Genomic DNA, 12,628 nt, shown 5'->3' with positions numbered 1-12,628 from the left:
ACTGCACCCCTCGCCGTCTGAACCCCCACCCGACACCCGCCGCATCCGAAAGCCGCCCTCTCGAGAACGAACCCTACCGGCTCTCTCCGTCGGTTCCGGCGTCCCGGTGTCGCTCGAGGAGCTGTTGCACGCCGGCCCGGAGCGCTTCGCTCCGGGAGTGGTAGACGCCGTCGTCGACGAGGGACTCGAGGGCCGCGAGTTGGTCGTCAGTGGCCCGGAACGTCACTCGCTCGAGGGTCGGGCCGTTCTCCGCGCGGGAGTGGTTCGGGTCGGCCGCGATCTCGTCGGACGAACTACGCGACACCGGCGATCACCTCGTTCCGATCGCGATCCGATCGCGACCCCGCTCTCGTCGCTGCTCCCGTGACTGCGAGTCCCGTGCTCGTTTTCGTGAGGACCATGTGTCGGGGAGGGGATGGCCGGTAAAAAGGACTCGCGTACCACAGTGAAAGTGAAACTGGCGGTCTCGAGGCGAGCGAACCGAAAGAAGCGGCATTTCGACGCCGGGAATTATCGGTCGCTCGGCCCCGAAACGATGGAACGCATCGGCCGATACGGTGCCCGACGGACAGCGTTATCGTCGTCGAACCCGTGTACGTGACGCGGGCAACCGCAGAAAACAACCATGCCCGAAGACACGCATTCATCCGCGACGAGCAGTGCGACCGATACCGATCGGTTCGAGCGACTCGAGGGCGCCGACTACGACCGCGTCAACGAGTTCCTTCGCGATCGAGTGGCCTTCACGGCCCGCGAATGGGCGATCGCTCGCCTCTGTGCCGACTTTCGGACCGGGACGGGCGTCGAGATGACGACTCTCGGTGAGAACCTCCCCGACCTCGTTCCCTTCATGGACGACCGGTACACGCGCCAGTCCGTCTATCAGACGCGGCGATCCTTCGAGGAGAAGGTTCGCGAAGCGGGCGCGACGTTCCTCTACGGCGCCTACGCCGATTTCTTCACGGCCGACGAGATAGACGACATCGCCTACGAGGCGACGGAGATCGCGCGGTTCCTGATCGAAGTCGAAGGGGCCTCCCTCTCTCACCAGACGGAACTGGACGCCGACGAACGGATCCGGAACGCGATGGAAGCGGTCCATCGAGCGAGCCGCGACCTCCGCTACGACCGCTGTCCGAACTGCGGCGAGCGGCTCGGCGAGGACGCGATCGACTCGGAGTGAAACGAGTTCGACGAGGTGATCACGAGACCCGTACCGAGGCAGTACCGATCTCGACTGATGGGACGACGTTCCGAGCGAAACGGGACGACTGACCGTCGGTGCGCGGAATTCCGCTCGAGGCAGTGACGTCGGATCGGCCACAGGATACTTACCGATAAGGCAGAGTATCTCTGCATCGAATGGATTCTGAGGGCGATATTACTCGACGGCGGCTGCTCCGAACCGTTCCAGTGGCCGGCAGCGTCGGCCTCGCCGGCTGTGCCGAGCAGACCGACGACGAGACTGGCAACGGAGCAGATACCAACGGGAACGAAAGCGACGAAGAGCCGACGCGAACCGAATCCGAGACCGAAACCGACGACGAACCCGCGGAGACGCCGGACCCACCGAACGTCGAGAGTCAGATCATCCAGCGGGACAAGGCCGCGATAACGAACGTCCGCCACGTCGTCGAGGGGACGATGACGTGGCCGTCGGCTCAGTGGATCGACGTCGTCGATCCGAATCTACTCGGTGTCTGGGAAACGACGGATGAGCAACTCTACTTTTCGTACACCCGGGAGTTCGTCGTGAACGGGGCGGATTACCAGTACAGTGGCGGATACGCCACGCGGAACAACTCCCTCTACCTCGAATACGAGTCGGGAACCTCACAGGAGTACCAGTACCAAATCGGGAGCGGTCGATCGTCACCGATCCTCGAGTTGTATCAGGACGGGGAACGCAAGGCCGCGTACGAACGGACGGAGACGGAAGAGGACCAGCGAGGACCCGTCGAGGCAGCCAAAAGCCTGCTCGCCGTCACCGAGCGGAACGCGACCACGAAACGCGAAGACGTCCAGACCGGCGCAGTGGGATCGGGCTTTATCGTCTCGCCTGACGGTACCGTCGTCACGAACGCACACGTCGTCGGAGCCCATCAGAACTCGACGGAAACGGCGTACGAGCGGTTCGCGGTGAAGCAGAGCGAAGCGATTCGAGAGGAGTTCTCGTCGAGTGGAAACTTGACCGACGAGCAGGTGGAGGAGACGAGTCGGATACTGTACGAGGAGATCATGAGCTACTACGAGGAGCACGGGACCCTCCGAGACGTCTCCGAGTCGGTGCACGTCCTCAACGGGAAGGCGACGACCGACGACGACCTCGAGGTCGAGAGCTGGTCCGCCGAGGTCGAGACCGCGGGGACCGTCTACAAGGAGGACGACGGAGAGCCGTCGATGGGCCGCGATATCGCGGTACTGGACATCGACGGGGAGAACCTCCCCACGGTGACGCTCGGTAGCGCGAACGACCTCGGCACCGGCGAAAACCTATACGTCATCGGCTATCCGGATATCGGTATCAGCGAGTTCTTCGATTCCACGAACACTACGCTCGAGCCCACGATGACGACCGGTATCGTCAGTGCGCGGCGCGAACTCAATACCGGAATCAACTCGATCCAGACGGACGCGGCGATCAACGGTGGTAACAGCGGCGGCCCGATGTATAACAGCGACGGCGAGGTCGTCGGCGTCGCGACGTTCAGTCCCAACGATGCCCAGATCCAGGACATCCAGTTCGGCCTCCCGATCGAGATCGCGACGGGATTCCTGACCGAACTGGGCATCGAAAACACCGCGGGCGAGATGCAGTCCGCCTACGAAGCGGGCCTCGAGGCCTACTGGCGCGGCGACTGCGAGACGGCGACGGCGAAGATGGAGACCGTTCTCGATCTGTATCCGGACCATCCGCAGGCACAGTCGTACATCACGGACTGTGAGAGCGGCGAGGCGCCCGGACAGGAACCGTAATCACGAGTACGCTTCCGGGTTCCACTCGCCACCGAGTTCCGTCCGTTTGGTGGTCTCGAACGACCCGCCCTCGAAGATCGTCACGCGACCGGTCTCCTCGCTCAGCGTCAGCGTCGAGATCACGTTCGTCCGTCGCGAGGTGTCCAGCGCGCTCATGTGCCGGGACCCCATCCACCCCTCGTACTCGTCCTCCTGTTCGTCGAGGGTCTCGAGTTCCGCGGGCAGCAGATCGGTAAAGCGGACCATCTGTTCCTGCACGACGCCGTCGACGCTGACGACGAGCGCACCGTCCCGCGTCATCGCGACCTCGCGGGCCGTCTCGTAGAAGCTCTCGAGATCCAGACAGACGTCGCGACAGCGGTCCGTCGGCCACGTGTTCCGCCCCATCGGATCCGCGAAGTCCGCGACCGACGGTCCCGTGACCACCGCGATGTACATCCCCGGTCCCTTCGCGTACTGCTCGCCCCACCGATCGAAATTCAGGCTGATCGACTCGAGCGCGTGGTGGAGACAGTCGATCAGCTCCCGGACCCCGTCGTGGGTCTCGTAGGCGATTCGCAGCTCGTCGTCCATACCGGCCCTTGGACCCGGCGCGCCGTAATCTCGATGCCTGAACGGCCCCGTCGTTCCGTCGGCCGATTCGGGAGCGGACCACTTTTTGCCGCGCCGCGCCGATATCGACCGCATGCTGACCAAGGACCTGCTCCGCGTCTCGCGGGCCGGCGGCGGCTACCACCTCCAGTTCGCCGACCGGGAGCACCGTCCGCTCGCCGCCCGCGTCATCGGTACGTATCAGGGCCACGTCGGCGAATCCCGCGCGGAACTCGAGGCCGCCCTGACGGAACTGGAGGCCGACGCCGAGGACTTCAAGCTCGTCAGGGGGCTGTCGGCGCTGCTCGAGCGCGACGCGACGTTCGAGACCGACGCCGAGATCGATCCCGAACGCGCTCGTCGGGCCGCTTTCGAGGCCGCCGAGGCGGTCGGCGTCGTGAGCGAGGACGAGCGCGCGACGGCCCTCGTTCGCGCCGGCGAGTCGCTGGGCGTCTCGGCCGACGACGTCGCGGGGGCGCTGTACGCCGACCTCGAGGAGCGGCAGGTCCTCACCGAACTGGCGTCGCAGTGGGAGCCGGACGAGTTGGTGGCCCAGTACAACCTCTCGCTGGCACAGACCGCGCTCTTCGACGCCACCGAAGTTCGCGTCCGCTCGAGCGATCCGAAGGCGCTGATCTCGGCGGTCAAGCGGCTGCGATTGATGTACGAGATCCGGCGACTCGAGGGCGAAGACAGCGGTGATGTGACCGATCACGGCATCGCCGAGCGCGAGGTGATCGTCACCGGGCCGACCCACCTCTTCCGGGCGACCCGCCGGTACGGCACCCGGTTCGCCCGCCTCCTCCGGACGGTCGCGAAAGCCGACGAGTGGCGTCTCGAGGCGACGATCGACGACCGCGGGACGGAACGGACCCTCCGGCTCTCGCAGGCGGATCCCGTCCGCGTCCCCGACGCCGACCCGGTCGCCGAGGTGTCCTTCGACAGCGGCGTCGAGGCCGATTTCGCCGCGCGCTTCTCGAACCTGGACCTCGAGTGGGACCTCGTGCGCGAACCCGCGCCCCTCGCGACGGGAACGCGGGTGATGATCCCCGACTTCGCGTTCGACTATCGTCCCGCGGGCAGTGCCCGCGGGGACTCGTCGGACTCGTCCGAGGGAGGCCACGGCGAGTTCCGCGTCTACTTCGAGATCATGGGGTTCTGGACGCCCGAGTACGTCGAGAAGAAACTCGCGCAGCTGTCGGACCTCGAGGATGTCGAACTGATCGTCGCCGTCGACGAGTCGCTGGGCGTCGGCGAGGAGATCGCGGCCCGCGACTTCCGGGCGATCCCCTACTCCGGGAACGTGCGGCTGAAGGACGTCGCCGGCGTCCTCCGGGAGTACGAGCGTCAACTCGTCGCCGAGAGCGCCGCCGCGCTGCCGGACGAACTGCGCCCCGACGAGGACGTGATCGCCCTCGAGGACCTCGCCGCTCGACGGGGCGTCAGCGAGGACGCGCTGGCCGACGTCGCGTTTCCCGACCACGAGCGGGTGGGGCGGACGCTCGCTCGACCGGCCGTCCTCGAGTCGCTGGCGGCCGATATCGAGGCCGGAATGGCGCTGGCCGAGGCCGAGGAGGTCCTCGAAGCGGCCGGGTTCAGCGACTCGAGCGCGGTCCTCTCGGAACTCGGCTACCGCGTCGAGTGGGAGGGACTGGCCGGCGGGACGCTCGTCGAGCGGTAGCCGGCGTCGGCCCGTCTCGGCGGCGATACGAGCGGCGAACGGAAGCCTCGAGCGTCCAACGGGACGGCTCCAGAGTCATTTTCGTGCTTACAGCTCAGATACCCGACTCGAGGCGTTCTAGAATTTCGAGAGGACGTCACTGCCATCATCTTTAGTTATATACCGTTCAGTCGGCCAGTATCGCCAGGGGTGTATTCACACGTATCGCTCGCCGAGAACTGTTCGATCCAATTTCTTTAGTACGTAGCCTTATCGGGGTGTGGTGTCAACGAAGAAACGTGCATCCTCGTGACTACCCACCGTGATACCGAGCCGATAGAGATCCTGCTCGTCGAAGACAATCCCGGTGACGTTCGGCTAGTCGAGGAGGCGTTCCGGGAGGCCGGCGTCGAGACGACGTTTCACACGGCTCACGACGGTGACACGGCCCTCGAGTTCCTCCGCGACCAACGGGCGGGCGTCGATGCCGCCGAGCTGAGTCTGGTCCTCCTGGACCTGAATCTGCCCCGAACGAGCGGGTTCGACGTCCTCGAGGCGATCAAGACCGATCCGGACGTGAGCGCGCCGCCGGTGCTCGTCCTCACGAGCTCGGAGGCGACCGAGGACATCGCTCGGAGCTACGAGCTCTGTGCGAACGCGTATCTCACCAAGCCGAGCGACCCCGACGAGTTCACCGAACTCGGTCGGGCCGTCGAAGCGTTCTGGTTCGACGAGGCGACGCTGCCGCCCGCGTCCGCGTAACCCCTTCTGCGAGAGTCGACCGCCGACGTCCGACTGCCGAGCGTCAGCCCCAGCGTTATCCCGCCCGCCGTCGTACGATCGGTCATGCCGACGGCAACTCCCGGCCTCCACCACGTCACCGCCATCGCGAGCGATCCCCAGCGAAACTACGAGTTCTACACGGAGACGCTCGGGTTGCGGCTCGTCAAGCGAAGCGTCAATCAGGACGACGTCTCGGTCTATCACCTCTTCTACGCCGATCACGAGGGGACGCCGGGGACGAGCATGACCTTCTTCCCCTACACCGACGCCCGCTCCGGGCAGGTCGGCGCGGGCCAGGCCAGCGCGGTGTCGTTTCTCGTCCCCGACGGCGCGATCGACTACTGGCGCGATCGACTCGCGGACGCCGGCGCCGACCCGGACGAGCCGCGCGAGCGGTTCGGCGACACCGTCCTCCCGTTTACCGACCCCGACGGCCTGCCGCTGGAACTGGTCGCTCGAACGGACGCGCCGCCGGCGAACCTCCCGGAGAGCCCCGTTCCCCACGCCCACGCGATCCGCGGCTTCTTCGGCGTGACGCTCTCGCTGACGAGCGCCGATCCGACCGGCGACCTGCTCAAAGAGATGGGCTACCGCCAGACCGACCGCGACGGGACGCGCAAGCGCTACACGGCCGACGGCGATCTCGGCTTCGTCGTCGACATCGCGGAGGACCCGCAGGCGCGCCGCGGGGTTCCCGGCGCGGGGACCGTCCATCACGTCGCGTTTCAGGTCGCCGAGGACGAACAGGAGGACTGGCGCCAGTTCCTGATCGACCGGGGGCTGCGACCGACCGAGATCATCGACCGCAAGTGGTTCAACTCGGTCTACGCCCGCGAGTACGGCACCGTCCTCTTCGAGTACGCCACCAAATCGCCGGGGTACACGGTCGACGAGGAACTCGAGGAACTCGGCGACCGGCTCGTTCTCCCCGAGTGGCTCGAGGACCGACGCGAGGAGATCGAGGCCGGACTGCCGGACCTGTCTCCCTAACAGTCGTAGCGCGGTTTCGGTATCCGAGAGAGACCCTCGAGAGCGCCACAGATTTATCTGCTCGTCAGGACAACATTGATGTATGGTACCACGGCGCACTGGTGGGCGGTCAGATTTCGAATGGATACGAAAGCGCTACGAGAACACCGAGAAGAGATGCTCGGAGTGTGGCTACGTGGACGAGGAGGGGAACTGGACGAGCCATACGGACGGCCGGCGGGTCGTGTATCGTCACGTCTGCCCGAGTTGTGGGGCCAGTCGCGAACACGTGTTCGATCTCGGTGGATAACCGCGCTGTCTGTACCGAACAGGGTTCCGGATCGTGACGGGGCGAGGAACTGAGCGGTTGGCGTTTGCACGCGTGCGGAGCCCGGCATGTGATCCAATACCGCCTGACGGACCGTACCACTACCTACTGGCGAGTCGGTTCCGCTCCGCGGCGAACGGTTGTGAGGGCGACTCGCGTCGTCACGGCACGAGCGCGTCCAACCGTTTTACACGTCGACGGTGACCCTCGACTCGAGAGGATTCGAATGGGAGCCACACTGACGCAACGATTCGACACCGGACAGTTCGACGGCCGGTACCCGTACGTCCGCGTCGGCCACGGCCCGGAGCCGCTGCTCGTGATCCCCGGGATCGGCGACGCGATGTTCGACGGGGAGTACGGCCGCACCGACGCGGTGACGACCGCTGCCACCTTCCGTCGCTTTCTCGGCGACTACACCGTCTACCTGGTCAGTCGGCCGCGCGGACTCGAGGACCGCCAGTCGATCGCCGCGATGGCCCGCGACTACGAGGACGTCCTCGCGGACCGCGTCGGCGCCGCGTCCGTGCTGGGGCTCTCGATGGGCGGGCTGATCGCCCAGGAGCTCGCCCGCGAGCGGCCCGAACTGGTCGACCGCCTCGTCCTCGGCGTCTCGGGCTGTCGGCTCGCGGGGAGCGGTCGGCCGATCGCCCGCGAACTCCACCGCCTCGCCCTCGAGGGGGAGTGGACCGAGATCCGGGCCCGCCTCTACGAGGAGATGTTCACGGGCGCCCGGCGGCGGGCCGTCCCGCTGCTCTCTCGGGCGATCGGACGCGTCAAGCCGCCGAATCCCGCCGATCCGCGAGACGTGTCGATCTCCTTCGACGCGGTCCACGACTACGACGGGGCCGACCGCCTCGGGGAAATCGAGCCCCGAACGCTGGTCATCGGCGGCACCGACGACCCGTTCTTCCCCGAGGCGGTCCTCCGGGAGACCCACGAGGGGCTCCCCGACTCCCAACTCGCGATGTTCTCCGGCGCCCGTCACGGCGCCTTCCTCGAGCGAAAGGCGGGGTTCGATAACTGGGTCCAGCGGTTCCTCGCAGGCGAGGCGGCAGCGCGCGTTCGACAGTAATAGCGCGTCTTCGGCAGCCTCGTGCTCACGGTCTGGTCGTCGGAGGCGAGTGATCTACTCGAATTACCGCCTCATCTCGTCCGCGCTCGTCGTCAGGGTGCGCACGCGACGGTCGTCCGCGGGCCGATCGCGGTCCGCCTCCAGTTCGCGATCGCCGTCCCGACCGCGCGCCGGGTAGCCGACGGGATCCGTGGACGGACGGCGTCCCCCGCGACTCGAGCCGCGGTCCCACCAGTGCATTCCGAACCGATCGATCCGAACGACGAGCGCCTGCGGTCGTCTCCGCACCCGAACGCGTCAGTCCGCGGTAGGCGCGGCGCGGGGGGCGCGACCGGTATCGCGGTCGGCGGGGACGTATACGTTGCCGTCGACGACGACGCAATCGCCCGCGGCCGACCGGCGCCGCGGTTTGTAGCCGGCGACCGGTGCCAGGAGTCGCCAGAGCGACGGGAGCTGACAGAGGGCGAAGCCGAGGACGATCATCCCGAACCCGCCGATCGTCGCGAGCGTGATCGATTCGCCCAGCAGCGCCCAGCCGACGAGAGTGGCGACGACGGGCGACGCGTAATTGACGAGACTGAGCTGGCTCGCGCCGATGCGGTCGAGCAGGAGGAAGTACGCGAGAAACCCGCCCGCAGTGGCGACGATCCCCAGGTACGCGAGCGCGGCGACCGTCGCGGTCGTCCACGCCGTCAGCGAGGGGACGGTTTCGCCCGGGTGAGCGTAGCTCACGCCGTGCAGGATCCCCGCGCCGAGAGCCATCGCCCACGTCTGCAACGACAGTACCGGCAGCGTTCGCTGCAATCGTTCGGTCAGCACCGAGCCCACCGCGAAGGCGAACGCCGAACCGAACAGCAGGCCGACGCCGATCGCCTGTCCGCCGAGCGAGCCGCCCGAAAGCGCGATCACGACGACGCCGGCGAGCCCGACGAAGAGCCCGACGACGGCGGGCGCACGGAGCCGTTCCTGCGGGAGGAGAGCGAGCGCGAGCGGCGGCGTCGCGATCGGCGTCAGACTCAGGACGATCGCGGCGACGGCGCTCGAGACGTACGACTGACCGATGAACAACAGCCCGTAATGAGCGCCGACCATCAGCCCGCCCGCGACGCCGATCGTTATCCAGTCGGTGCGCGTCCGGGGTCGCCACTCGCGTCCGAGGCCGACGATGGCGCCGGCAAACAGCAGTGCCGCGACGTCGAGTCGGAAGGCCGCAAAGAGGATCGGCGGCAGCGTCGCCAGTCCGACCTCGATCGCCGCGAAGGCGGTTCCCCAAGCGATGGCGAGGAGAACGAAGAGCGTTAGATATCTCCTTTCAGTCATTTCATATCGAAACGGTCCTCGGACACTTGTATGTTGCTAATCTCTCGATATAGGGCCTGAGGACACTATATTCGGAGATATGTGTTACCAATCGTCACGGTAATCAGGGGCTATGATAATCATTGATGAGACAAGACGCGAAAGGGATTTCGAAGCAGGGCTGCACCGCGAACTGCTGGCGACGTATCGGCTCCGCCCGGACGACCGTAACCGATTGACGACTGCGACCGACCGACGACTCGGATACCGTCTCTCGGCGGACGCGCTGCGCGAGCGATCGCGACGTCAGCCGGCGTCACGAGAACTCGAGCGTCTCGGTCTCCTCCTCGGGGAGCTCCTGTTGCAGGACGAACGGACCGAAGTCCGCGGCCGTGCGCCGGGCGATTGTCGCGATCCGGAGCACGTACAGCAACAGAACGGCGAAGGGGCTGAACAGGGCCGTGATCGTCGCGCTCACCACCAGCACGTAGACGTAGGGGTGGAGTCCCAGCGCCAGCAGGTTCCCGTAGGCGATGATGACGAACGCGCCGCCGAGCAGCGTCGGAAAGCCGACGTAGAGCAGGATCTTCGAGAGGTCCGCGAGTTCCTGTTGCATGTAGACGCTCTTGAAGTACTGCCGAGCGATGTGGATGTCGCCCAGCAGTTCCTCGAGGCGCTCGAGTTGCCCGTCAGCGGGCTCCGGGAGGGAGTCGCGGTGGTACTCCCGGAGCTGGCGAACGATCTGGAGCTGCCACGGATCGTTGTAGTGGAGGATCACGGAGATGACGGCGAAGGACCCGAACCTGACGTCGGCGAGCGTCTCGATGGCGTCCCGATCGTGCGGATCGGTCTGCGAGACGAACGAGTCGACCCGCGACTGGACGTCGTCCGGGCCGTCCCGACAGATAGTTTGCAGCCCGAGCGCCGTCTTCCGCTTCGCCTCGATCAGAACGCGGAGGAACTCCGACGGTTCGGCCGGCGACGGCCGATAGCCGGTGTGGTCCTCGATCCGACGGCGGTACTCGGACGTCTCCTCTAAGCGCTCGAAGAACGCTCCCGTCGAGCCGAACTCCTCGGAGAGGATCAGCTGGTTGATCGCGAGGACGACCGTGATGAAGGGGAGCATGCCGCCGATCAGCGCTCCGGAGAGCGCCGTGACGTCGTCGGCCGCGGCGGGCGTGATCAGCCCGGCCCGGATCAACAGCAGCGAGAGCCCGAAGACGGCGGCGAGAAGGATCGCGGAGAGGCGGCGCCGATCGCCGTAGAGGTAGAGCCACCGGACGAGTTCGCCGGCCTCGAGTCGCTCGGCGAGGCCGGTGTCGGGCTGGGACGCCGTCGGGGCGTCTTCGTCGCTCATACGGGCGCTACCAGCACCGCTCACTTAGTAGCTAGATGGCCCTTCAGCCTGTGAACCGCGCGGGGTCGCTACCCCGACTCGAGCCCGTCCGCTACAGCTCTCGCTGGCGCCCCTTCGGAACCATCGAGCGCAGTTCACCGTGGACGTAGAGGCCGATTCCGAGCGGCTCGAACTGCCCTGCAACCTCGTGGGCCCCGATCAGGTAGCCCCAGTCGCCCTCCCAGCGCTCGAGTTCCTGATCCTCGCCGGTCGCGAACGCCCGCGCCTCCTCGCGGTCGAGTTCGATCACGCAGTCAGTCGCGTGACCGCCGAACCGCTGGACGAAGTCCGTCGTCGGCTTCCAGTGTTCCTGCCGAGTGCGCAGACAGGTCATCCCGATTGCCTCGATCTCGAGGGGCGTCGGCGCCTCGCCGCCGTAGATCCAGATCTTGCCGGCGCCCTTCTCCCAGAACGTGTAGTCGTCGAACGTCTCGGGCGACATCCCGAACCGATCGTCGAAGTAGTCGACGACCTCCTCGCGACTGACCCGGCCCTCGACGGTCCGCTCGGCCGGCGTCGCGGGCAGCCGGTCGAAGCGCTGCCCGTCGTTTCGCTCGATTTCGGCCGCGTCCGCGTCGGAGTCGTCCGTCATCAGGCGGTCACCTCCAGTTTCGCGACGAAGAAGCCGCCGGTGTCGTTCTGGTGGGGGTAGATCCGCGCCGCCCGCTCGAGGGACGAGTCGTACTCGTCGCCGTCCCACTCGGTCAGTCCCGGCGAGTACTCGAGGTCGATATCGAAGTCCACGACGCGGCAGTCCTCCTCCTCGAGGGCGTGCTGGACGACCGCCTCGTTCTCCTCGGGCGCGAAGGTACACGTCGAGTAGACGACGGTGCCGCCCTCGCGGGTGGCCTGAACCGCCCGCCGGAGAATGCCCTTCTGGACGCCCGCGACGGACGCGATGGCCCCCTCCGACCAGTTGTCCAGCGCGTCGGGGTTCTTCCGGATCGTCCCCTCGCAGGTACAGGGCGCGTCGACGAGCGAGCGGTCGAACTCGTCGAAGTCGAACCGGTTCAGGGAGTAGTTGCGCGCGTCGGCGTTCGTGACGGCGAGGCTCGTCGCACCGAGGCGCTCGGCGTTGAACCGCAGCGCCGAAATCCGGCCGAGGTTGTTGTCGTTGGCGACGACGGTCCCGCGGTCGTCCATTAGCGCCGCGATCTGGGTCGCCTTCCCGCCCGGCGCGGCACAGCTGTCCCAGACCCGCTCGCCGGGCTGGGGATCGAGGACGACCGGCGGCACCGCCGAGACCTCCTCCTGCCCGTGCGTAAAGCCGTGGAACGACGTCCACGTCGATCCCGGCGACCCCGTCTCGAGGCGCAGCACGCGGGAGTTCCAGTCGGCCTGCTCGTACGCGAGGCCCTCCTCCTCGAGGGCCGTGAGCGTTCGCTCGACCGAGGCCTTGATCGTGTTGACGCGGGCGGCGTTGCCAAGCGGCCGCTCGCAGGCCTCGAGGAACGCGTCGAAATCGTCGATAATCGGTCGATACCGCTCGAGTGGCTCCATTACCCGCGGATTCGAGCGCCCCGCGTTTGTGGGTTTCGAAGCGCCGGGCGC

General features: G+C 66.7%; 13 protein-coding genes. 7 read left to right on the top strand and 6 right to left on the bottom strand.

Annotation, left to right across the window (positions count from 1 at the left end; all coding sequences use genetic code 11):
- Nucleotides 1-73 precede the first annotated feature (73 nt).
- Nucleotides 74-304, bottom strand: a complete 231-nt coding sequence (locus WD430_RS16325) for a ribbon-helix-helix domain-containing protein (protein WP_339103482.1) — start codon at nt 302-304, stop codon at nt 74-76.
- Between the two features lie 321 nt (nt 305-625).
- On the opposite strand from WD430_RS16325, the gene WD430_RS16320 reads away from it, so the two are divergent.
- The gene (locus WD430_RS16320; protein ID WP_339103481.1) at nt 626-1,183 is read left to right on the top strand and encodes a DUF5806 family protein; all 558 of its coding nucleotides are present in this window, start codon (nt 626-628) and stop codon (nt 1,181-1,183) included.
- A 179-nt stretch (nt 1,184-1,362) separates the two neighbouring features.
- Entirely contained in the window at nt 1,363-2,976 is a 1,614-nt protein-coding gene (locus tag WD430_RS16315) for a trypsin-like peptidase domain-containing protein (RefSeq protein ID WP_339103480.1), read from the top strand.
- On the opposite strand, the gene WD430_RS16310 is transcribed toward WD430_RS16315, so the two are convergent.
- Nucleotides 2,977-3,549, bottom strand: a complete 573-nt coding sequence (locus WD430_RS16310; RefSeq protein WP_339103479.1) for a diadenylate cyclase — start codon at nt 3,547-3,549, stop codon at nt 2,977-2,979. It lies immediately after the preceding gene.
- Nucleotides 3,550-3,661: 112 nt separating this feature from the next.
- Between WD430_RS16310 and WD430_RS16305 the strand changes: the two genes are divergently transcribed.
- From WD430_RS16305 to WD430_RS16285, 5 genes are all read left to right on the top strand, one after another.
- Nucleotides 3,662-5,248, top strand: coding sequence for a DUF790 family protein (locus WD430_RS16305; protein ID WP_339103478.1), 1,587 nt, complete (start codon nt 3,662-3,664; stop codon nt 5,246-5,248).
- Nucleotides 5,249-5,536: 288 nt separating this feature from the next.
- Nucleotides 5,537-5,989 carry a response regulator gene (locus WD430_RS16300; RefSeq protein WP_339103477.1) on the top strand — a complete coding sequence of 151 codons (453 nt, stop codon included), beginning with the start codon at nt 5,537-5,539 and terminating at the stop codon, nt 5,987-5,989.
- A gap of 84 nt (nt 5,990-6,073) precedes the next feature.
- The gene (locus WD430_RS16295) at nt 6,074-7,000 is read left to right on the top strand and encodes a VOC family protein (protein WP_339103476.1); all 927 of its coding nucleotides are present in this window, start codon (nt 6,074-6,076) and stop codon (nt 6,998-7,000) included.
- Nucleotides 7,001-7,082: 82 nt separating this feature from the next.
- A complete protein-coding gene (locus WD430_RS16290; RefSeq protein ID WP_339103475.1) occupies nt 7,083-7,289 on the top strand; it encodes an HVO_0649 family zinc finger protein in 207 nt (68 codons plus the stop codon).
- Nucleotides 7,290-7,533: 244 nt separating this feature from the next.
- Nucleotides 7,534-8,382 carry an alpha/beta hydrolase gene (locus tag WD430_RS16285; protein WP_339103474.1) on the top strand — a complete coding sequence of 283 codons (849 nt, stop codon included), beginning with the start codon at nt 7,534-7,536 and terminating at the stop codon, nt 8,380-8,382.
- 297 nt (nt 8,383-8,679) lie between these two features.
- Here WD430_RS16285 and WD430_RS16280 read toward each other — a convergent pair whose 3' ends face one another.
- The 4 genes from WD430_RS16280 to WD430_RS16265 all read right to left on the bottom strand — a co-directional run bounded on the left by WD430_RS16280 (nt 8,680) and on the right by WD430_RS16265 (nt 12,577).
- Entirely contained in the window at nt 8,680-9,702 is a 1,023-nt protein-coding gene (locus tag WD430_RS16280) for a DMT family transporter (RefSeq protein WP_339103473.1), read from the bottom strand.
- Between the two features lie 295 nt (nt 9,703-9,997).
- Nucleotides 9,998-11,038 carry a hypothetical protein gene (locus WD430_RS16275; RefSeq protein ID WP_339103472.1) on the bottom strand — a complete coding sequence of 347 codons (1,041 nt, stop codon included), beginning with the start codon at nt 11,036-11,038 and terminating at the stop codon, nt 9,998-10,000.
- A gap of 91 nt (nt 11,039-11,129) precedes the next feature.
- Complete coding sequence (locus tag WD430_RS16270) at nt 11,130-11,669, bottom strand: hypothetical protein (RefSeq protein WP_339103471.1); 540 nt, start codon at nt 11,667-11,669, stop codon at nt 11,130-11,132.
- Entirely contained in the window at nt 11,669-12,577 is a 909-nt protein-coding gene (locus tag WD430_RS16265) for an RsmB/NOP family class I SAM-dependent RNA methyltransferase (RefSeq protein ID WP_339103470.1), read from the bottom strand. Before WD430_RS16265 ends, WD430_RS16270 begins: the two co-directional genes overlap by 1 nt.
- Nucleotides 12,578-12,628 lie beyond the last annotated feature (51 nt).

Origin of the sequence: Haloterrigena sp. KLK7 (assembly GCF_037914945.1) — an archaeon.
Classification (GTDB): Archaea; Halobacteriota; Halobacteria; order Halobacteriales; family Natrialbaceae; genus Haloterrigena; species Haloterrigena salinisoli.
Note: the sequence above shows the minus strand (reverse complement) of the source record. Positions and strands in the feature narration are given on the sequence as shown.